The sequence below is a fragment of the Orrella daihaiensis genome (assembly GCF_022811525.1).
GTDB lineage: Bacteria > Pseudomonadota > Gammaproteobacteria > Burkholderiales > Burkholderiaceae_B > Algicoccus > Algicoccus daihaiensis.
The window spans coordinates 40286-63187 of the sequence record NZ_CP063982.1; the positions used below are offsets into that span (position 1 = coordinate 40286).

Here is a 22902-nt window from a genome sequence, read left to right on the forward strand (position 1 = left end):
TAAAAAGAGCATTTTAGCCCTTGGAAGCATCGGAGTTTTCAAACTCACTGGCCCAGCTCTGTGCTGATGTTAGTTGTCGCACCAAACCCGGTTGTCACGGTGTTGGATGATGCGCTAGGTTCAGCGCTGCGAACTGGCGTTGGAGCGGCTGGTCGAGCAGAGGCTGGTTGCCTTGCTGGTGCCGCGCTGGCAGGCTGGGCAGGCATAGCGGCTTGCTGATCATGCGGGCTCTGGTAGGCGAGCGCCAAGCGATTCAAGATCGCCAGAATCTTGGCCTTGGCAATGCGCTCCTCATAGCTGGCATTGGTCGCATTGGTCTGATACGAATACAAATTGTCCTGAATCGTTAGCAAATCAAGCAATGAGCGACGACCAACGCGAAACTGTTTGTCATAGCCTTCGACCAACTTGATGGCATTGACGACTTGCTTTTTACCGAGCACGGCACGCTGCTTGGCTGACAAATATTCAGACCAGCCCGTCAACAAATTTTCTCTTAACGTGACCTTCACTTCAGTCAAGCCCTGCTTGGCTGCATCAAGCTCTGCATAAGCACTGCGGGTCGCACCATAAGCCGAGCCACCATCAAAAATCGGTACCTGCACATTTAGCTGCGTAATGTAGTCACCTTGCCCGCTTCCTTGCGTGGTCTGGCGCTGATAAGACAAGTCAACCCGCGGTGAGAAACCCGACTTGGCACTACGCACCGCGGCTTCAGCAGCATCAATCTGAGCCTGCTGCTGCGCAATCACTGGGTGAGTAGGCGCTAGCAGGGCCAGTGCCTGGTCCGTCGTGGTCGGCAAACGGCCTTTGATCTGCTCATAGCCCGCCGGGAATTGAGGTAACCGCCCTAGTAGCATGCGGCGCAGGCGCTGGGCAAAAATCTCATATTCGGCACGGCGTTGCTCAAGCGACAGCCGAGCATTCTCGGTACGAACCAACGCTTGGTCGACATCAATACGCCGGCCTTGGTCAACTGCGGCAATCTTGTTGACGTCACGGGTCAGGCGCTCATGAGCAGCCAAGTTGTCTTCTGCCAACTTGACCAAATCACGTAACCGCATCCAGTTCAGGTAAGCCTCAACTACCAGGAACGCTACCTCATCTCGGGTGATGCGCTGTTGTTGCTGACGGGTATCGTGTATAGCTTGGGCACGCTCGACTTCGGACTGTACCCGCCAACCCGACCAAACATTCATGTTCACCGTCGGCGACTGGATCCACGTGTCGTTGGGTCCAAACGGAGTCGGCGAGACATCGCTGTAGACACTGTTGGTGCCTTGCCACCCAACCTGCGGAAAGTGGCCGCTGCGCGCACGCGTTATCTCATAGTCTGCCGCTTCCACGCGGGACTGTGCCGCCAGGATACTGGGGTACTGCGATAAGGCAATCTGCACCGCCTCCGGCAGGCTTTGGCTAAGCACAACTGAAGGCATGACGAGCGCGCCTAGGAGCGCTACGTGTTTGAGCCGCATGGGAAATCCGAATTGCATAACAGAACGGGAGATTGTACGCCCCTGAAGTGACATCTCAAATATCGATGACTTAGGTAGATTGGATCATGTGGTCTGATTGATTATACCTATTGACTCGATAGTTTGATTTTACACAACTACGCCACCCAACTATCGAACCACACTCCCTGACCCAGCACTGGTTCCAGCAAGCGAACGTTTTCTGGGGACTCAGAGAACTGGGCAAGCACTTCATAGCCCTGCAATCGACCGGCGTTCATATGATCCACCCAGAACGCTGCGCCCTCAGCGTCTTGCTCGCGCCCCAGAATGTTGACATAAAGCGCTGACACGAAGTCCTCGTTACTGGGGTTTGGGCCGTAACGGTTCACAAACTCCACACTCTCGGTAAATCCTTGCGCGACACCCACTAGCGATGCCCCACGGTCAAGCACATCGGTCCAATAGCCCAAGCCCTCATCATCGGGCTTACGCGCAAAGGCGGCTTGATAAATCCGGTAGGCTTGCTCAACCACACTGTCATTTAGCGCATACGCACGACCGTCACCAAAAACCAATCGCTCCAGATCGCCGGTGGCCAAATGCTCGCGAACACCCGCTACTTGTGACGACAGCAACATCACCGTATCTGATAAGGACTCGATCTCTATCTGCTCGTGACCGACGTTCAGTGTCAATACGTCGTTGCCCTCACCGAAAGACAAAAAACTTCCCGTCAGTCGATCGAGTACCACCCGATCGGCCTCAGCGGTGAACGCTATGGCCTTGTCCAGTAACTCATTAAGATTGTCACCAAGCTTGTAGACCTCGTCGAGGATACTGTCTATCTCAACCGTAATGACATCTGTGAGTAAATCAAGCCCCTGACGCACAAAGCCGCCCATGTCTGAGACGGTGGCCGACAGACGGTCAACATTAAGTCCAAATGTGGTCATGGGTTCTGACCCAAACGCGTAAGACCTGCCATTATTGTCTCTCCAGGCGATTGATGCCACATCAGGATCAATCACGTCTAGTTGATACACAAACGGGGTTAACTGCACAAGGTGAGCGGCACTACCAACCGTCTCATAAATCGCATGCACGATTGCTTCTTTCTGTGGTGCAGAAAACGGCTCATCATAATCGCGCATCTTTGATGTCATTGTCGGGCGCCATACCCCACGGTCGCGATAGTAGCCACCCTCATAAGTGCCCACTACGCCGAGCTCATCGCGATAGCCTAACCAGGCTGACCAAGGCACATCCGTGCGACTGGTCGACAGATGCACGCTATTAGCCAGTGCAGTGCTGGTTAACGGAAAAAATGCCGCAACCTCGGGATCGACATATTCATCGTCAAGCCCAGCAAACGAATGACCTACCTCATGCAACAAGACCTCAATTGACTGTGGATGGCGGGCGGTTACCCACGTCACGTTGCCAGAGGCCGCGCCACCATAGTCGGCCGTATTGACCAACACAATGATGACATCCTGTTCATCGATGGTGGTGTTCTCATTGACAAACCGCCGCACCGCATTACCGTTACCGATGATGCCACGACCATCGGCCAAAGTTGCCGCAGCATCGAACGCTGTATCAATCGGCGAGCTTGAGGTTGAATACCCGGACTGGCTCGATGGGGTAAACAGTGCCTGCACGTTGAAATACTGCTGGTACTCGTGATACGGGGACGTCAACGAATTCGGCGCAAACATGGCATCGGTCAAACGCCTGGCATCTGCGTAAAACCGCTCCATTTCACTGGCGGTATAGCCCTCGGCTACGAGGACAATATCCACGCGCTTGTCAGCAGATCCGGTGTTCTGTATGTACATCTCAGGCTACCCAAGGCACGTAGGCTACACCCAACTCAAGGTCAGCACTAGTATTGGCGAGATTCTCAGCCGACTCAGAGAAATAGGTCAGCACGGATTCCCGGTTCGTCAGCCCAGCATTGAGCACACCCGACCAATAGTCATAACCCGCCGCCTCAGGCGCGCGCAGCAAGACGTTGTTATAGAGCAAATTCACGAATGTATCGGTGTTGGGATCAGCGCCATAGCGCGACTGGAACTCTTCACTGCGCATGAACCAATAGGCAGCATCTTGCAGCGCCACACCGTCTTCAAGTTGGGCCACCCAATAGCCCAAGCCTCGCAGATCCGGCTCCCGACCAAACGCGGCCTGATACAAGCGCAGCGCCTGGCCAGGTGCTTCATCTGCCGCATCGAGTGCTACACGAGCATTGCTAAAGGACAGCAACTCAACGTTATATAGCGTGTCGGTCCCCACCGGCGTGATCAAGGTATAGAACTCTTCACCGCTATTGTCACGGCCCTTGCTAAGCGTGGTCTGCTCACGGCGCAATTCATAGAGCACCATGTCACGACCACCCGCACCATCGACCTCGTCATTGCCACCCTGCGGTTGCAACCAGTTGTCTAATTCATTACCCAAGATCGTGTCGTCGTAGTTAGATCCCAAGGCGTTTTCTATGTCGCCTAGCAGCCAAACCAAGTCCTCGGGCACGACCAAGTCAAGATCGACCATGGGCTCAGCCCGACCGATCTTGGTGTCGACCAAGTCCGAGATCGTGAATCGGGGCAGCTCAATTAACCAGCCCTCGGTGCCAGTGGCCACGCTCACCGTGTCGGTGCCAGACGCATCCCAAACCGAGTGGTACATGCCGGTGCGGTCAATACGGAAGAAAGTATCCCCCACATTGGTCGATTCATTTTTACCGTAGAGATACTGCATGGCGATCACATCGAACACCATGGGCGTGGCGGGGTCCCACTGAACCAGATTCCAGGCGGCATCATCGTTGTAGGACATCACCGAGACATAGTCCTGATCCAAACGACCAATACCTAACTCATCGAAAGTCGGTCGTCCAGTACCACCATCATCATGCGGGTGTTTAAGACCAAAACTGTGACCCAGCTCATGCAACAACAAGAAGTACCCTTGGGAGCCAGGCTCGTAACTCGGCAGGCTGTTGGCTTCACTCTGGGTATTAATAAACACATCACCCGCGGCGCCAACGTAGGGGGAGCGCAGATACTCTTGCGCCGGGAAGAACGCCATCGCCCAAGCGAACGGGCTGGGAAACAAAACCCCTGCACCATCAATTGACAGGTTGATATCGCTGCCAGCACGATAAGCCAAGCTCGGATTGTCATACTGACCGACGTTTTGAAACTTGATGTCAATAAACGGCTCAAAGGCTTGGATGGCGCTGCCAAAATACCCAAGCATCCGCTCCGGATTCAGAAAGTATTCGCCATTAAAACCGTTGGAGATGGAGTAGGTCAGGGTCTTGTTGGAATCAAGCACCCAGCGGAAACCCGTGGTCAATCCATCGACCGCATCATCGCCTGTCAATCCGAGATATTGAACCGAGTTTGCCACGAGAACCACCCGCCTGATACCAGATGACTGGTCAAGACCACCATAGGTTTGCCACTGGGTATCAGTTACTAGTCACATTGTAATGTGACCGCCTACGCCTCGGTAGGTTCCCGAGAAAATCTATAGGTTTTCAAAACTGATGGTGGTATCGTCAGCCAGAAAGCTCAAGTCAATCTCACCCGCCTCGTTCTTGGGCAGCGCAGCCTGTTGCTCGGCAGCCTCATAAGCTTTGGCAAGCTCACCTAGAACCGGCAAGTGCTGCATTGAGAGCAACTGGCAGTAAATGACTGGCAAAGCGCCCCCTTGATGCAAGACGTGTAGTGATTTTTCATCGAGTTGATTAAAGGCAACTTCGTTAATCCTGAACAAGCCCTCAAGATTGCGCTCGGGCTCACCTTCCTTGCCCTTAAGCTTGATGGGCCAAGGCTCAATCAGCCCGTGTTCTTGCAAGAGGGCACAAACTCGCTGAGTTGCTTGACGATTAACCGCCAACTGGGTCAAGAAATTCAAGATATCGTTGATTGCTTGTGTTGGCTTGCCATCTTCACCGAAAAAGGGTTCCCCTTCGGTTTCGCTTAACAAGCCACTGCTGTCATCAAAACAAAGAATCTGCTTGTCCTCAGGTCCATTGGCAAGCACATAAGGATAGCCGCGATAAGCCGCTGGCACGTAACGACCCACCCAACGGCCATCAGGCGCCACAAACAGATTCTTGCCATTGCCTAGCCCAAGCACCGCCACCGGGACAAACGCGTCTTGCACCATCGCAAATCCAACCGGCATCACCATGGTCGCGCGCACCAGCTCTTTCAAGACCAAGGGCGCCAGCGCATCCTTGGCTGCAAAAGCGTACGATTCGTAGCGCTTAAAACGCTTGTTGCCGAACTCGGATTGTGAAATGGGGACGATCGCCATAAAAGAATTTCCTTATCTTTGACTGCAAATGCTGTAATAGACATTGTACGAGTGAAACCAAAGAACAGAACCAGTCAATCAATCCATGAAAATCCTTCTCGTCCATCAGAACTTTCCTGGGCAGTTCAAGCACTTGGTGCCAGTGTTGTTACAAGATCCACGCAATCAAGTCGTAGCATTCACCATGAACGACTATCAAGGGCCCGAGCAACTGCAAGTGGTGCGCTATCAAGCGGCCAAAGGTACCGGCAAAGATGTGCACCCTTGGGTAGCTGAGACGGAAACCAAAGTTATTCGGGGCGATGCAGCGTTTCGTGCCGCATTAAAGCTCAAACAAGATGGGTTTGAGCCAGACCTCATCCTGGCCCATCCGGGTTGGGGTGAAAGCCTATTTCTGAAACAAGTCTGGCCCAATACGAAGATGGTGATTTATTGCGAGTTTTATTACGCTGCCCAAGGATCAGACGTTGGTTTTGATCCTGAGTTCGCGTCACAAGATCCTGCTGACGCTTGTCGCGTGCGCATGAAAAACGTCAATAACCTCTTGCACTTTGATGTGGCCGATGGCGGCATCTCACCCACTGAATGGCAGCGGAGCACATTTCCCGAACCGTTCAAATCCAGTATCGATGTAGTTCATGATGGCATCAACACCGATGTGCTCAAACCGAACCCCGATGCGTGGCTGCAAATCGGACAAAAGAAGCTCTCGCGCCAAGATGAAATCATCACGTTTGTGAACCGTAATCTAGAACCCTATCGCGGTTACCACATCTTCATGCGCGCATTGCCTGAGATCCTCAAATCACGCCCGAACGCCCGCGTACTAATAGTCGGCGGCGACGGGGTTTCCTACGGCGCCAAGCCACCGCATGGTAAAACCTGGAAGCAGATCTTCCTTGATGAGGTCAGAAATGACCTTGACGTATCACGAGTCCATTTCTTGGGTCAGATTCCTTACCAACACTTCATCACACTGCTACAACTTTCAACGGTTCACATCTATCTAACCTACCCGTTTGTGCTGTCCTGGAGTTTGCTTGAAGCCATGTCATGTGGCTGTGCGATTGTCGCAAGTGACACCAAGCCACTGCATGAGGCAATTATCAACGAAGAAACTGGCGTGCTTACCCCATTCTTTGACCCCAAACAGCTCGCACAAAATGTCACGCAGTTACTCAATGACCCAGACAAGCGAGAAAGACTCGGTCGCAATGCCCGTGAATTTGCTGTCAAACACTACGACTTAAAGCAAGTGTGCCTGCCAAAGCTCATGTCAATCATCGAACGGTATCGATAACTCCCCACAAAACAGTCATCGGCTCGATTTGTTACGATGATGAGCTATTGACACCCAACCTATAAAAGGAGCACAAATGGCTGAAATCACCATTGACGGCAAACCATACGACACCGACAAACTCTCAGACCAAGCCAAAGCACAACTCGGCAACCTGCAGTTTGTTGATCAGGAAATTGCACGCGCACAAGCCAATCTGGCCGTGCTGCAAACAGCCAGACAAACCTATGCACAAGCGTTAAAGGCTGAGCTAGAAAAACAGTAATTCTTGCAAGCAACAGCCTTAGATAAGAATAGGGGTAGCAGCGTACTCAATTGACCGACTCATGCACGCATAAAACCAGTGCCCAGCCCACTACCCCACGAACGCCACGTACTGAATTCCATCTTCAATTAGCGGCGCAACATTGGCCACGTTTTCCCTCGACTCACTAAACTCAGCCAGCAAACCTGCACGCGTTAAACCACGGTCCAAGGCCCCGATCCAGAAGTCATAGCCCGATTGATCGGCCTGACGATCCAGCACGTTGGCATAGAGCAAATCAACAAACTGCTCGTCCGTTGGATCCGCACCATACATACGAATGAACTCGGCGCTATTGATGAACTCTTGGGCCACAGCCTCAAGACTCACGCCTGCATCCATGTTCTTGATCCAGAAACCCAAGCCAGTCAGGTCTGGTTGACGATCAAACGCTGCCTTGTAGATCCGATAGGCTTCGGCTGCGATGCCATCGATGTCCAAGGCAAGTGTGACGTCTGAGAACTGCAGGCGATCAATATTCAAAAGCTCATCAGTCCCGTCTCTCGTCGAAAAAAAGTCCTGGACTGAAAACTGATGGGATCCCAGACCCATAATTACATAGTCACTAAAGCGACCCTGATATATGGCACGATCAAAGCCATCGGATCCAACCAGAGTATCGTCCCCTGCTTTTCCAAAAAAAGTATCGCTACCATTGAAGCCACGGATTAAATCATGACCCATGGTGCCAGTCAGCGTCTCATCTCCGTTTACTCTCCCAAGAGGCTCCCTGGCGCGAACGGTAAACGCGTGCGTGTAAATTGGTTCCGACTGGGGAATCGCACCCAATGGAGTTTGCACAAATCCTAAAAAATCAATAAGGCCATCGTTCCCAAGATCAATCGGATGCATTTCAGGTACGGCAGTTTTTTGCCATTGCTCTAGGTGCTCAAATCCTGCCATCTGAAACGGCTGAACGTAGGCGATGACCTGATTCAACGGCACTAACTTTCCTTTTTGATTTAGAAATATGGTCGTCTGGTCACCCAAGGACTCAGGTTGCCCGGGTTGACCAAACATGGGGGCACCACCCATCAAAATCAAATCAACCCACCCATCAGCATTTACATCTTGGGCCAGTACGTTAGCGCCACCCTGCCTTATCCCAGCATGGGGATCGATAATATGGTCTAACCTCTCAACAAAACCGCCCCGTCCATCCCCTGAAAATAATCGCAATAGACCGTTTCTGTAATAGTTGGTGGAGTCACCGCTATTAGTTACCCAACCGTGCTCAAACAAAACCAAATCCAGCTTACCGTCACCATCAAAATCAGCGGACGCTATCGAACTAGTCCCAACGTTATCAGCGCCCCCTGCTCTGAAGACTGATTGAGCCGAATCTGCGTCTAGCAAACCACCCGGGCCGCCAAACATCACAATAAGATCGCCACCATTTCTAGTTGGATCACCAATATCTGGACCACTTGAGGATGCAATGTCAGAGAATCCATCACCATTGAAATCTGCAGCAGTGATTGCATTACCGCCAACACCAGACAATCTCTGTAACGAAAAAGTCAAGTCTGACTGGCCATAAAATGCATACCAACCTGAGACCCAGTCATCGAATCCATCGCCGTTGAAATCCCCGACCGCCATGATGTGGCTTTGGCCGTAATCCTCAGCGCTCATCCCTTCGAATTGATCAGTCGCAGCGGACGGTCCTTGTAAACCGCCAAAGATGACGAGTGGTGTTTGTTGCTGCGCCGTATCTCGCCAGTCCGGCAAAGACAAGTCCCGCAGACCCTCAGAGCCGAGTGCGACGTCTTGGATACCGTCGCCGTTAAAGTCACCACTTTTTATCTGATTCAGAAAATGCTTGTTTGGCAGACTCAAGCCAAAGTCTGTTGACTCTTTTAAGCTGATTGCGCCATTTTGATCTTGCATCAAAAATAATGGCTGTATTTCCGTTTGTCTTGGTACAACGTGGGGCACCATCATGGGCCTAGCGATCAGGTCTTCAAACCCATCACCATTTAGATCCACAGCATGTAATGGCCATGGCGTAACGCCAAACCAACCAGGCTCTTTCACATCATTGATCGTTGGATACGCATATGCGCCGTGCTGCTCAGTAGTGCTTAAAACCAAGATCCCGAAATCTGCAACCTCAAACCAAGAGGTCTGAAGTCCTGCGGTCTTGGTTTGGGACAGGGCCCGGGCAACGTAAGAGTCAGGTGCTAGCAACGACATGAATCACCGCCCGTAAGCTGTTTACATACCTCAGTGTAGAGCACTCAGAGTTCAGCCGATAAACGCCACGTACTGAATCCCGTCTTCAATCAAGGGCGCCACATTGGCCACGTTCTCTCTGGACTCACTGAATTCAGCCAGCAAACCCGCACGCGTTAAACCACGATCCAAGGCCCCGATCCAGAAGTCATACCCCGATTGATCGGCCTGACGGTCAAGCACGTTGGCATAGAGCAAATCAACAAACTGCTCGTCGGTGGGGTTGGCCCCATACATCCGGATGAATTCGGCACTGTTGATGAACTCCTGGGCAACAGCTTCCAAGCCCATCCCAGCATCCATGTTCTTGATCCAGAAACCCAAGCCAGTCAAGTCTGGTTGACGATCAAACGCTGCCTTGTAAATCCGATAGGCTTCGGCTGCAATGCCATCGATGTCCAAGGCAAGTGTGACGTCTGAGAACTGCAGGCGTTCGACACCGACCAACTCATCTGTATCGTCACGCGAGCTCACCAAGTCAGTAACCCTATAGCCTGAAGCGCGAGTACCATCGTTTGCACGACCATCCCAAATATCATCCGAACTAACAATGACATACTCACTTAACTTTCCCTGGTACACAGACGTATCAATACCGCCTTCCCCAAAAAAGTAGTCACTCTCGCCCACCGAGCCATAGCCCATAAAGACATCATTACCATCACCACCGCGCACACCATCGCCCGAATCATCATGACGTAACGGTGAGCCCGCAAAGTAGTCGTTGCCGCTGAGCAGAGACATTTGGAACGCGTACGATCCGTTTTGCCAGGCATTAGCTGAAGTGCCCGCAGGAAAGATTTCTTCCGCAAATAGCGTCTCGTTCAGATAAGCCTTCCATTCGGAAACAGTGCCATAAATCTGTGTGGTTGCCGTGATAGGCGCTGACCATTCAAACGCACCAGTGGCGACTATCTTGAAGATAACCCCACCATATGGGATTTGGAATTCGAGACGATTATTGGTTGCCGACACCGGCTCTACAGGAGCGTCCTCATCGTCATCGGGTCTTAAATTCCAAACACTATTAGTTGCGTAAGCTTTATTCACGTAGTTGTAGTTCGCCACTTTTATTCCTCAGAAAATATCACTTCACTTTGTGTCACTTCATTTTGATTAATCAGTCAACTAACCCACAAAAACCGTGTACTGAATCCCGTCCTCAATCAAGGGCGCCACATTGGCTACGTTCTCCCTCGACTCACTGAACTCAGCCAACAAGCCTGCACGCGTCAAACCACGGTCCAAAGCCCCAATCCAGAAGTCATACCCAGACTGATCGGCCTGACGGTCAAGCACATTGGCATAGAGCAAATCAACAAACTGCTCGTCGGTGGGATTGGCCCCATACATCCGGATGAATTCGGCACTAGTGATGAACTCCTGGGCAACAGCTTCCAAGCCCATCCCTGCATCCATGTTCTTGATCCAGAAACCCAAGCCAGTTAAGTCTGGTTGGCGATCAAACGCTGCTTTGTAAATCCGATAAGCTTCGGCTGCGATGCCATCAATGTCTAAGGCAAGTGTGACGTCTGAGAACTGCAGGCGTTCGACGCCCACCAGGCGGTCGGTGTCGTCACGAGCCGTCACAGAATCAGTGACGATGTATCCAGACGTTGTTGTACCGTCTTGCAGGCGCCCATCCCAAATACTTTCTGACCAGACAATGGTGTATTCAGAGAACTTACCTCTGTAGATAGCCGTATCAATTCCAGCCTCCCCGTAAAACTCATCGTCGTACTGAGTCGACCCATATCCAATAAAAGTGTCATTACCATCGCCACCGCGGATACCGTCGTTGTCATAATTGTCATGACGCATCGGTGAACCGGCGAAATAGTCATTACCGTTGAGCAAGGACGTATCAAATGCGTAGCCACCATTTCCGAGATTCCAAGCTTGCACAGAGGTTCCAGCGGGAAATATTCTTTCACTCTGAGGTAAGTCGTTGAGCCAAACGTAGAGCGAGTCAATGGTTCCGGTTACATCTGAAAAGCTGTCAATTGTCAGTGGTGCGGTGAACTCAAAATGACCCCGAATTTCCCCATAAAGGCGATTTCCTTGGCTCTGCGCCGTTAACGTGATCAAGTTCTTATCTGCCTGACCCACTGTTAGCGTTAGAGAATCACTGTCTTCGGCAGACGGCAAGTTCCAGACATTATCTGTACCAAATGCCTTCCATACAAAGTTGTAAGCCGCCATTATCAATCCGCCTTTGTGTTTTTAATACCACTAACCCACAAACGCCACGTACTGAATCCCGTCTTCAATTAGCGGCGCGACGTTGGCCACGTTCTCCCTGGACTCACTGAACTCAGCCAGCAAGCCTGCACGCGTTAAACCACGATCCAACGCACCAATCCAGAAGTCATACCCAGACTTATCGGCCTGACGGTCAAGCACGTTGGCATAGAGCAAATCAACAAACTGCTCGTCGGTGGGGTTGGCCCCATACATCCGGATGAATTCGGCACTGTTGATGAACTCCTGGGCAACAGCTTCCAAGCCCATCCCAGCATCCATGTTCTTGATCCAGAAACCCAAGCCAGTCAGATCTGGTTGACGATCAAAGGCTGCCTTGTAGATCCGATAGGCTTCGGCTGCAATGCCATCGATGTCCAAGGCAAGTGTGACGTCTGAGAACTGCAGGCGTTCGACTTCGACCAAAGCGGTTGCATCATCACGTGCGTTTAACCTGTCAGTCACGACATAACCTGTAGCGTTGGTGCCATCACGTAAACGGCTATCCCAAATACTGCTTGACTCTTCAATCAAGTATTCGCTTATCTTGCCCCGGAAGATTGCTGTGTCAATCCCCGCCTCACCGTAGAACTGATCCCAGCCCGGGGCCGCACCATAGCCGATAAAGGTATCGTTGCCATCACCCCCACGAATGCCATCATTCGAGTTAGCATGCGGCAACGGTGATCCCGCAAAATAGTCATTCCCGGTGATGAGAGCCATTTCGAGGGCATACCCGCCTTTGAATAACATCGACATGGAAATACCATCAGGGTATTGCTCTTCTTGGGTCAAGATCTGGTCTTCGTAGATTTTTAATGTGCGAGGGCTTCCACCCACGTCACCCAAGTTATCAGCAGTCAAAGGGCCCGAATAAGTAAAGTCACCCCCGAGAACAACACGCGCGGTATCGCTAGAATCCGAGACATCCAAAACGATTTGAGTTCGATCGTAAGATATCAGTGTGAACGCCTCATCGATCCCGTCGTCGAAAGGGAAAGTATTCCAGATAGAGTCCGCGCCATAGATCTTCCAAACGTAATCGTACTGCTCCATCATCAAGCCCCTGTAGGGTTTAAATATTTTTTAACTCATGTAGGCCGTGTACTGAATCCCGTCTTCAATCAACGGAGCCACATTGGCCACGTTCTCCTTTGACTCACTGAACTCAGCCAGCAAACCTGCACGCGTCAAACCACGGTCCAAAGCCCCAATCCAGAAGTCATACCCAGACTGATCGGCCTGACGGTCAAGCACATTGGCATAGAGCAAATCAACAAACTGCTCGTCGGTGGGATTGGCCCCATACATCCGGATGAATTCGGCACTAGTGATGAACTCCTGGGCAACAGCTTCCAAGCCCATCCCTGCATCCATGTTCTTGATCCAGAAACCCAAGCCAGTTAAGTCTGGTTGGCGATCAAACGCTGCTTTGTAAATCCGATAAGCTTCGGCTGCGATGCCATCAATGTCTAAGGCCAGCGTGACGTCCGAGAACTGCAGGCGTTCTACACCCACCAAGCGATCTGTATCATCACGAGCCGTCACGGTGTCAGTGACGATGTATCCGGAAGTCGTCGTACCATCACGCAAACGTCCATCCCATATATTGTCTGACCATTCGATGGTGTATTCAGAAAACTTTCCCCGATAGATGGAGGTATCTATACCCGCCTCACCGTAGAACTCATCGTCATACTCTGTTGAACCGTAACCGATAAAAGTATCGTTACCATCGCCGGCTCGAACGCCGTCACTATCATCAGGATGACGAAACTCAGACCCTGCAAAGAAGTCGTTTCCGCCTAATAGCGACAATTGGAAGGCGTAATCCCCTTTGATAAAAGGAATCACGTCTGTACCGGCGGGCAGACGCTCTTCAAAATGCAGTTGATCTTCTCGATAAACAGTGAGTGAATCAGCGGTACCATTGAAAGTGTCCAGTGCAGGCGTTGGGACGCCTTGGAATTGAAAATTACCGCGAACTTCAAATACAAAACTAGTGCCCTGAAAGATCACTTCGGATACGATGGTTTGTTGATCGTATGATCTGACAGTAAACGAGAGATCAGCGGTATCCGGTGCCAGATTCCAGGCAGACGAAGTACCGTATGATTTCCAAACGTAATCGTATTGATCCATATTTGTCTAGGTGAGCAACGATAGGGTTATTTGGCTATCCAAACCAATCACAATCGCATCTGCAATGACCGCACGGTCATATTTCGACTGATTGGTAACTATTTCATAGTTGGCAAGAATAACCTATCCAAAGAACGGTGTGTAGAAAATTCCGTTAGCAATCAAAGGCTCGACGTTTACCTGGTTTTCTGGGGACTCGCTAAACTCTGCTAGCACCTGGGCACGACTGACGCCACCGTTCATGGCATTGATCCAGAAGTCATATCCCGACTGATCCGCCTCGCGCTGCAGGACATTCTCATAGAGCAGATCAATGAACTGCTCATTTGTCGGATTGCTCCCGTACAACTGCTGAAACTCAGTGCTAACCAAAAAGCCCTGTGCCGCTTCGGTCAGGGTGACACCAGCGTCCATGTTTGCAATCCAGAAGCCCAATCCCTCGGCGTCAGGCTGACGATTAAAGGCGGCTTTGTATATGCGGTAGGCCTGCCCTGCAACTCCATCGGTGTCGAGCGCTAAATCCGCGTCATGGAATCGGAGCCGTTCGATGCTTTCGAGCACATCGACGCCATCCCGAGAAACCGCAATCGAATCAGTTACTTGCAACAATCCATCATCGTTAATCTGTGCACTGTACTGACCTGCGCTAGCGGCATACACCGCGTAATCCAGGCCGGCCCCACCCGAAATGGTGTCATTGCCGGGACCGCCAACTAGCGTGTCGCTACCATCCCCACCAAGCAAGGCGTCGTTACCCGACAGGCCGTAGATGAGATCATTGCCGCCCTCACCAATTAGACGATCGGCGGCCGATGACCCGCGCACCAGATCATTACCTTGCAAAGCTGCGCTTTGCAGTAAGGCATGATTGCCTTGGACTAGGGCTTGTTGAACCGCGGCTCCATCGAAGCTCACACCGCGCACCTGTACTTCGAGTGATGAACCCTTAAATAAATCGTAGCCATCCACCACTCCACTGACGATCCCATCATCGCTATAGGTGAAGTTACCGAGATACACGCCGGCATTACCTGTGCCTTGCAATCCGAAGTAACGGCTTTGGGCCACTACAAATTCTCCGGTCCAGGTGGGAACTGTGCTCATGTCGACTGCTTGAAAGTAGGTGAGTTGTGCCATTGAAAAGTCCATCTAATTGTTGATTTACGCACTTAATAGAGCCGTTATGGAGGTTTTGGTTCCAAATCTGTAACTGCCTCCAATTCCTTATTCGACCACAACTAGGCATAGGCAATCATCCGGTATCGCCACTTACCAGCGCGCCAAGGGAAAAATTCACATGATTTGGATACACCTACTTACGATCGGAGTCAGGAGTTTGTGCCGTCTAACAATCAAGTGGCAAGATCGCCAAGCCATCACGAATATGCATTTAGGCGGTACTTCTGGCAGCGAACGATTGCCTATTACCCCGACTCCCCATAGGGTAGATACACAATGCCACCTGCAATTGCATCCTGCACGTTTGCAATGTTTTCAGCTGACTCACTGAAGTACGCTAACACGTCAGCTCGACTTAGTCCCTTGCTCATGACATCAATCCAGTAGTCGTAACCAGACTGATCCGGTTGGCGATCGAGCACATTGGCGTACAGTAAATCTACGAACTGCTCGTCACTGCTTGATGCACCATAACGAGTTTCGAACTCAAGGCTCTGGACGAACCCCATGGCAACCGAAGACAGCGACGCCCCCTGATCCATCTGAGCAATCCAATAACCCAGACCGCTGGTATCGGGTGCACGGTCAAATGCGGCTTGATAGATGCGATAGGCTTGACCAGAGATCCCACTGATATCTAGCGCTACGTTCACGTCCGTAAAACTCAACCGCTCGATACTCTTGAGTGTGTCGCTATCTGAGCCGGCGCTAGTCACTATCCATTCATCGTCGCCTCGACGATCAATGGTAACCATTGCGAAACTGACCCTGTAGGCAGCTGTATCTAGACCTACGCCACCATCCAGTGACAGATTTGTGCCCGTAACATCAAATAAGTCATCACCCGCATAACCCTTGATGTCAGTGCCAACGCCAGCAGCATTCAATCTTTCGCTGGCATCACGATACAGTGCATTGATGACAGCGGTGACTGGCGTGCCATCCTGTTGCATCACAAATAATTCGGGTCCGCTGTCAAACGTATCAATGACTCGGATGTACTCAGTCGTTGTGAGCAAGCCAGGCAGCGTTAAGCCTCTTGCGCCCGCAGCACTCAACTGCACAAATTGCTGGCCATCGACATTGCGAAACATCTGAGGGGCCAAGTTCCAATCTGCACCCGAACGATTGGCTGTTCCATTCCAACCATTGAGAATGATGTCTTGATAGCCATCACCGTCAAAGTCAACGATCTCGAACTCGCGAAACTGCAGCTCAGAAAACGACCAAGCGTTGCGAGCCATCAGCTCGCTCGTCACTCGCTCAAGGCCACCGAGACCATCGTTCTCATAAATTTCTAGTCCGTTCCCCGTATAGCGTCCCTGCAAATTGCCATACTGTCCCTCGAACGACAGCACCAAATCGAGGTCACCATCCAGATCATAGTCAACTGGCACGACACGAGTGGCGCCCATACTGTTAAATAAGCCATCGCGCGGCATCACGGACGCCACCCGATAGTCACCCGAGCCTGAACGCTCTAGCACCCGAATGGCACCCCAGTCAGGATTGCCCTCGTGATGCAGGTAGTTCACCTGAATAACCTGATCTGCACCGGCGCCTTTGATGTCGGCTAGCGCCACAGCACCAGAGCCCCATGATTGAGAAATCACAGAAGCAAACCCTCGATCTTGCACAAAACTGCCATCGGCTTGTTGCAGGTAAGCGTGTAAGTCGACATAAACTCCACCTTCCTTTACGCCCATGTGACTGCTGACTACATCAACACGACCATCACCATTCAAGTCCCCCGTATCAACAGCATGATTAAACGCACGGGTATTTGATACTTGCTCGAATACAAAGCCATCGCCTCGGTCTGTTGCGACCCAGACATGCCCAAACGGCCATGCCTGATAACCACCGTCAGCATATTCCGCACCATGATCCACCACCACAAAACTAGCGGTACCAGCGCTGCCATCACTGATTACCGCAAAATCTCTGGCGCTCCCCATGGTCACGTCATTCAATATCCGAGACAACTCAAATCCACTATCGCTTGAGCGTACATACTCAAGCCCCGGCAGCTGCGGATCCCGATAAAAAAGGGTGGGAAAGACATAAGCGTAATCACGACCGTCTGATCCGGTCACAAACGCAGTGCCCCCCGGCTGGAACGGTAAGCCCTCCAGAATGTTCTGCGCGTCCACAGATGCACCAGACAAATCAGGGGTCGCACCGCGAATCACATTGACATTAAAAGATAAGTTTGTGTCGGTTATCATGGCAGCGCCTAGCTAAAAAAGGATAGATACTGAAACTTGCAATCTGAACTATCACATTCTAGCCAGGCGAGATCCACCTTAAAACGCCCAATCCACCACCGTGGAGATACCACCCGCAGCAGAGAACACACCCTTGACCGTGTCATTGCCCCACATCTCGGGCTCACCCGCAAAATCCACTGCTACCTGAGCGCGCGCCGCACCGCTTTGTAGTTGTTCAACCCACCAGTTGCGACCCTCGCCTTCGGGATCACGACCCAAGCCCTGCGTGTAGAGCTGATCGACAAAGGCTGCATCCGACAAATTAGGTTGCTCTTGACTGAGCACATCGACCATGTGGTTGGCCATCGCAAGTTCCGACCCGCCTTTTGCTAAAAAGTCTGACCAATGGTTCAAGCCCTCTTTGTCTGGCGTTGGACGGTTTAGCACCATCTGATACATCACACCTGCTTTCAGGTCGTTCATATCGAAATAAGACAGGGGGTTGTAGGTCGATACCAGTCCGGGTGCCAAGGCGAGTTTGTCACCGCCCGGTTCAATCGACACAACCGTGACACCCGGATTCGTCACAAAGCTCGTGATGCTGCCATTGTCGTTGGTTGAATAAATATCGTAGACCGTCTGCAATGACGAGCCTAACTCCCCAATCACTAATTGGTACCAACCAATATCTCCATCGGCTACCGGCACATTGTCAATGAACAAGAACCCATCCAGACCAGAGGTACCCGCATTGGTAATCGTGAAATCACTGTTCATGACCCAGGATGACCATGGATCGGATTTGGCATCCGATGTGGCTAGGTCATACGTCACAAACCCATCTGCACCCGCTTTCTCACTAGACGGTGCATACACACGAAATGTCATCGGATAGTTCGCATCGGGGTGATACTTCCCGCCCAAGCGCGTATCAATTTGCAGCAAGTTCCCGACACCCGCGCCTGCAAAATCATCAGCAGGTTGGTAGTACCAACTGTTGGGTGGCGTAGTGGTCGGTGCAAGATAGCCCGTCGGGCTTTCGTTAAAACCCGATGGTGGGTTGGACGTCGCACTTGGCGTGGAGCCATTGGCAAACACATTGATGTCTACACTAGCTGCATCCTGTGTACCCGTCCAGAGATTAGGCGCAGGCGTCACACCGCCTACAGCCAACAAATCAGAGAACGTGTAGCCATAGGGATTACCGAATCCCGCAATCGCACCGGCATACTGATCATGGGTCGCATTAGGCAATACATTATCAACACTGATGGTTGTGACACCCTGTGCCTTTGCTGCCGCCGCCTCATAGTTATAAAGCTGTGACCAATTCCAACTATTGGACAGAGAAATCTTCGCTACACCAGGCCCACCATTGATTGCCGTATCCGTGGTGTGCGGGTTGGTATATGTGGCACTAGCGCCCCACAGTCCGGCATCAAAGCCAGACACCAAATACGACTTCACAAACCCATTTGCGTCATTGGCAAACGTCGGCGCATAAATCGCATTTTGTAGATCAGCATACGAAACAGTCACTGTCTCCGTATTCGATCCTGGCAACCCAGGAAACAATGGCTTTAATACAAAATCGGCATTCTCATCTTTGCCTTGAACACTCAATTGATACAAGTTCAACGTACTGGCATTAAAGAAATACTGCGACTTCACGCCTGCCGCGACACGCGGGTTAGAAACCAGATCATTCAGGTACGGTTGCCACACATCGGTTGGCCAAAGATCTGCATTAGCGTTAGGCCCCAAAATCATCGGGACATTCGTGCCCGCACCTTGCACGGCTGCAGCCGGCATCGCGTCGATCATGGTTTGCAGGCTGACCTTGAACCCAGACGAACTAATCGTGCCGGCTGGCTGGCCGTTGACATGCACCGCCACATTGGGTCCGTAGTTGTTCAGAGCCGATATATCGATCTGGTCAAACACTGACGGTGTCAAGACCGCCTCAACCAACGTGAAGCTGTATCCAGATGCCAGGGCATTGGCAGTCGTGATATTGGTCTTGTCTGACAGGATGCTGCTCAGATCGCCCGCAGTCGAGTCAACCGACTGCATCACCACAAAGTAGTTTGACGGATACACGCCAGGCTCATTTGATCCTTGATTAACCGTCGCTTGGACAACGCTTGGAAACGCGCCGTTCTCCAACAAGGAAATGACGTTGCTGCTGGTACCGGTCTGCCCATTAACGGGCACCGGGTTACCGCTCTGGTCAAAAGCCGCGAAATAAATATTGCTGTAATCCGATACCGAGATGGCCGGATCTAGATTCAAGTTAAATGTCGTGGTTGCCATGGTGCTTTACCTCCTGACTAGACCGAAGCAGCGCTGCATCTGTCGCATACACAACGCACTGACGACTGAACACTGGTTTCAGGCTATACCCATTGGTAGCATCGGGCAAGCGCCTTCATCACAAAATAGGCCATCTGATTGTTGACACAGACGGTTAGAATCAAGGCATTGATCCCTATAACCAAGGCAAACTTTATGACCGACTGGACCGCTGGCTATGTAGCTGACATTGGCTACACCTATGGCTACTACACTGAACTGAACCCTTTGCGCGCCCGCCTGGCCTTGATTCAATCCGGCATTGCGCCACCAGCGGCCAACGGCGCGTCTTGCGAACTGGGATTTGGCCAAGGTGTCAGCGTGAACATGCACGCGGCAGCGACCGCTTCTTCATGGTGGGCAACCGACTTTAATCCTAGTCAGGCGGGATTTGCCCAGTCGTTGGCACAACACTCCGGTGCCGCCGCACAGCTGTCGGATGAAGCATTTGAAGAATTTTGTAACCGCGACGATCTGCCCATGTTTGATTTCATTGGCTTGCACGGCATCTGGAGCTGGATATCAGATGACAACCGCGCAGTAATCGTCGATTTTGTACAAAAACGGCTCAAGGTCGGTGGTGTGCTCTATATCTCCTACAACACACTACCTGGCTGGGCGGCCTTTGCCCCGATGCGTCACTTGATGACCCATCACGCCAGCGTCGTCGGTTCTAGTGGCGCCGGCATTGTGTCGCGTATTGACGGTGCGATTGATTTCGCAGAAAAGTTACTTGCGACCAACCCATTGTTTGCCAGAGCCAACCCGCAAGTTGGTGAGCGGATCAAGAAACTCAAAGAACAAAACCGTCACTATCTGGCACATGAATACTTCAACCGTGACTGGCACCCCATGCACTTCGACACGCTGATGCAATGGCTTGAGCCCGCCAAGGTTCAATTCGCAGGATCAGCGAACTATCTGGACTACGTTGATGCGCTAAACCTCTCAAAAGAGCAACAAGAACTGCTCGCCAGTATCAGCGATCCCATGTTCAAGGAAAGTGTGCGTGATTTCATGATCAACCAGCAGTTCCGTAAAGATTACTGGGTCAAAGGCAAACGCTCACTATCGGCTCTCGAGCGCTTGGAAGCATTGCGCCAAGAAAAAGTACTACTGACCACCCCACGCGCTGATATTGCACTGAAAGCCACAGGCTCACTGGGCGAGGCGACGCTCACCGAATCGATCTACAACCCGATTCTTGATCTTTTGGCTGACCATCAGGTCAAATCCATCGGTGAACTCGAGCAAGCACTGGCCAAACAAAACGCCAATGTCAATCTAGGACAGCTGTTGCAAGCCATTTTGGTGTTAGCCGGTCTGGGTCATGTTTACTCGGCTCAAGATGATGCGACCGCCACGAAAGCCAGTAAACAGACACAAGCACTAAACAAGCACCTGATGCAACTAGCCCGCAGCAGCCAGGACATCACCGTTCTGGCCAGCCCGGTCACGGGCGGTGGCCTGCCAGTGAGCCGCTTTGGGCAACTGTTTCTTCTTTCACTCGCTTCGGGCAAGAAAGAGCCCAAACAGTGGGCCGAGGATGCCTGGCACTGGCTCGAGATCCAAGGGCAACGTTTACTAAAAGAGGGTAAGACCTTGGAAACCAAAGAAGACAACCTGAAAGAACTGACCGAACAGGCGCAAACCTTCGCAACCAAACAGTTACCTATCCTGAAGTCAGCCAAGGTCATCTAACACCCTCGCCAGCAACCTAGCCATCCATATCCACCCCATTTAAAGAGATTTTTTCTCTCTAAATGGGGTGGATATTTGTTTTCATGCGATAATTGGCGCCTCAAAGATAATTTTTCCGTTTAAAAGCGATGATCATCAGCTTTACCGTCGAGAATTGGATGTCGTTTCGGGACCGGGTCACGTTTTCCATGGTGGCCAGTCGCGAACGTCAGCATGGCGACCGATTGCCCAAACTGGCCAAATACAACACCCGTGTGCTGCCGTTGGCTGCCATTTATGGTGGCAACGCATCGGGCAAGACCAATTTCTTCAAAGCACTTAATTTCGTCAAAACACTTGTGGTCAAGGGAACCCAACCCGACAGTTACTTGGCAGTTGACGGCTTTCGGTTGGATGAGGTCAGCACCGACCGTCCATCTCACTTTGCCTTGGAGCTTCTCATCGATGACATCATTTATGAGCTGTCCTTTACGGCCAACCGCAAAGTAATCCTCGAAGAAAAGCTGGTGATGATCACAAGTACCAGCGAACGAGTGCTATACGAACGACTAGGTGAAGCCATCCGTTTCGACGCATCATTAAAAAAAGACCAATTTCTGCAATTTGCCTTTAAAGGCACTCGCAGCAATCAGCTGTTCCTGACCAATTCAGTCTCACAGAAAGTTAACAACTTCCGGGGTGTCTACGACTGGTTTAAGGACACACTGGACCTAGTGGCACCAGACTCACGGTTTGAGCCGTTCGAGCAATTCCTAGACGACAGTCACCCGCTTTACAGCACAATGAATGAACTGCTGCCACAACTGGACACTGGAATCACTCATCTGGGTGGTGAACAAATACCCTTTGAGAATATTGCTCTGCCAGAGGCAATGAAAGTTATGTTGCAAGAAGAAATCAAAGAAGGCATGACGATTCGGCTGATGTCCGACAAAAATGATCGATTCGTCTTTACCCGCAAGAGCGGTGAACTCACCGCCCAAAAACTAGTCACCTTCCACCCTAAAGCCAATGGAGCCCTTGCTAAATTTGAGATCAGGCAAGAGTCCGATGGCTCGCAACGAGTCATCGATTTGCTGCCCGCATTTCTTGAGCTCGCAACGCCCGGGTCAAAGAAGGTGTTCGTGATTGATGAGCTCGATCGCAGTTTGCATACGCTGCTAACTCGCCGGCTGCTGCAAGCGTATTTGGCAAGTTGCAGTGCCGGTTCAAGGTCACAACTGTTGCTCACCACCCATGATGTACTTCTAATGGATCAAGATTTGCTTCGTCGCGATGAAATGTGGATTGCCGAACGCAAGTCAGATGGCGCATCAATATTAATGTCATTTGCTGAGTATAAAGATGTGCGCTACGACAAAGATATTCGCAAAAGCTACCTGCAAGGCAGGCTAGGTGGTATTCCACAGTTGCTGCTCGGTGAGCATCTTCTAAAAAACACAAAGTAAACGC

The 22902-nt window shown here is 51.4% G+C and carries 16 protein-coding genes; 4 read left to right on the forward strand and 12 right to left on the reverse strand.

Annotated elements, in window-relative coordinates; genetic code table 11:
* Window positions 1–44 precede the first annotated feature (44 nt).
* From DHf2319_RS00155 to DHf2319_RS00170, 4 genes are all read right to left on the reverse strand, one after another.
* Window positions 45–1475 carry a TolC family protein gene (locus DHf2319_RS00155; RefSeq protein WP_243478799.1) on the reverse strand — a complete coding sequence of 477 codons (1431 nt, stop codon included), beginning with the start codon at window positions 1473–1475 and terminating at the stop codon, window positions 45–47.
* 137 nt (window positions 1476–1612) lie between these two features.
* Complete coding sequence (locus tag DHf2319_RS00160; RefSeq protein ID WP_243478800.1) at window positions 1613–3295, reverse strand: M64 family metallopeptidase; 1683 nt, start codon at window positions 3293–3295, stop codon at window positions 1613–1615.
* Window position 3296: 1 nt separating this feature from the next.
* The gene (locus DHf2319_RS00165; protein WP_243478801.1) at window positions 3297–4871 is read right to left on the reverse strand and encodes a DUF4214 domain-containing protein; all 1575 of its coding nucleotides are present in this window, start codon (window positions 4869–4871) and stop codon (window positions 3297–3299) included.
* Window positions 4872–4991: 120 nt separating this feature from the next.
* The gene (locus DHf2319_RS00170; protein ID WP_243478802.1) at window positions 4992–5786 is read right to left on the reverse strand and encodes a SapC family protein; all 795 of its coding nucleotides are present in this window, start codon (window positions 5784–5786) and stop codon (window positions 4992–4994) included.
* 85 nt (window positions 5787–5871) lie between these two features.
* Here DHf2319_RS00170 and DHf2319_RS00175 point away from each other — a divergent pair, with 85 nt between their 5' ends.
* Together DHf2319_RS00175 and DHf2319_RS00180 are read left to right on the forward strand one after the other, a co-directional pair.
* Window positions 5872–7086 (forward strand): glycosyltransferase family 4 protein, encoded by a 1215-nt coding sequence (locus tag DHf2319_RS00175; protein WP_243478803.1) that lies wholly within the window; start codon window positions 5872–5874, stop codon window positions 7084–7086.
* A 76-nt stretch (window positions 7087–7162) separates the two neighbouring features.
* On the forward strand, window positions 7163–7351 hold the full coding sequence (locus DHf2319_RS00180) for a DUF6447 family protein (protein WP_243478804.1): 189 nt from the start codon (window positions 7163–7165) through the stop codon (window positions 7349–7351).
* Window positions 7352–7441: 90 nt separating this feature from the next.
* Here the strand turns inward: DHf2319_RS00180 and DHf2319_RS00185 are convergent, their stop codons facing one another.
* From DHf2319_RS00185 to DHf2319_RS00225, 8 genes are all read right to left on the reverse strand, one after another.
* A complete protein-coding gene (locus tag DHf2319_RS00185) occupies window positions 7442–9586 on the reverse strand; it encodes a DUF4214 domain-containing protein (RefSeq protein WP_243478805.1) in 2145 nt (714 codons plus the stop codon).
* Window positions 9587–9637: 51 nt separating this feature from the next.
* On the reverse strand, window positions 9638–10675 hold the full coding sequence (locus tag DHf2319_RS00190; RefSeq protein ID WP_243478806.1) for a DUF4214 domain-containing protein: 1038 nt from the start codon (window positions 10673–10675) through the stop codon (window positions 9638–9640).
* 78 nt (window positions 10676–10753) lie between these two features.
* Window positions 10754–11827 (reverse strand): DUF4214 domain-containing protein, encoded by a 1074-nt coding sequence (locus DHf2319_RS00195; protein ID WP_243478807.1) that lies wholly within the window; start codon window positions 11825–11827, stop codon window positions 10754–10756.
* A gap of 30 nt (window positions 11828–11857) precedes the next feature.
* A complete protein-coding gene (locus DHf2319_RS00200) occupies window positions 11858–12925 on the reverse strand; it encodes a DUF4214 domain-containing protein (protein WP_243478808.1) in 1068 nt (355 codons plus the stop codon).
* A gap of 27 nt (window positions 12926–12952) precedes the next feature.
* Window positions 12953–14008: a DUF4214 domain-containing protein gene (locus tag DHf2319_RS00205; RefSeq protein WP_243478809.1), complete on the reverse strand. Its 1056-nt coding sequence runs from the start codon at window positions 14006–14008 to the stop codon at window positions 12953–12955.
* Window positions 14009–14131: 123 nt separating this feature from the next.
* Entirely contained in the window at window positions 14132–15145 is a 1014-nt protein-coding gene (locus DHf2319_RS13090) for a DUF4214 domain-containing protein (protein ID WP_305802165.1), read from the reverse strand.
* A gap of 287 nt (window positions 15146–15432) precedes the next feature.
* Window positions 15433–17415 (reverse strand): DUF4214 domain-containing protein, encoded by a 1983-nt coding sequence (locus tag DHf2319_RS00220; RefSeq protein WP_243478810.1) that lies wholly within the window; start codon window positions 17413–17415, stop codon window positions 15433–15435.
* Window positions 17416–17493: 78 nt separating this feature from the next.
* On the reverse strand, window positions 17494–19710 hold the full coding sequence (locus DHf2319_RS00225) for a DUF4214 domain-containing protein (RefSeq protein WP_243478811.1): 2217 nt from the start codon (window positions 19708–19710) through the stop codon (window positions 17494–17496).
* A 195-nt stretch (window positions 19711–19905) separates the two neighbouring features.
* Here DHf2319_RS00225 and DHf2319_RS00230 point away from each other — a divergent pair, with 195 nt between their 5' ends.
* Both DHf2319_RS00230 and DHf2319_RS00235 read left to right on the forward strand, forming a co-directional pair.
* Entirely contained in the window at window positions 19906–21450 is a 1545-nt protein-coding gene (locus DHf2319_RS00230; RefSeq protein WP_243478812.1) for a methyltransferase regulatory domain-containing protein, read from the forward strand.
* 158 nt (window positions 21451–21608) lie between these two features.
* Window positions 21609–22898 (forward strand): AAA family ATPase, encoded by a 1290-nt coding sequence (locus tag DHf2319_RS00235; protein WP_243478813.1) that lies wholly within the window; start codon window positions 21609–21611, stop codon window positions 22896–22898.
* Window positions 22899–22902: the final 4 nt, after the last annotated feature.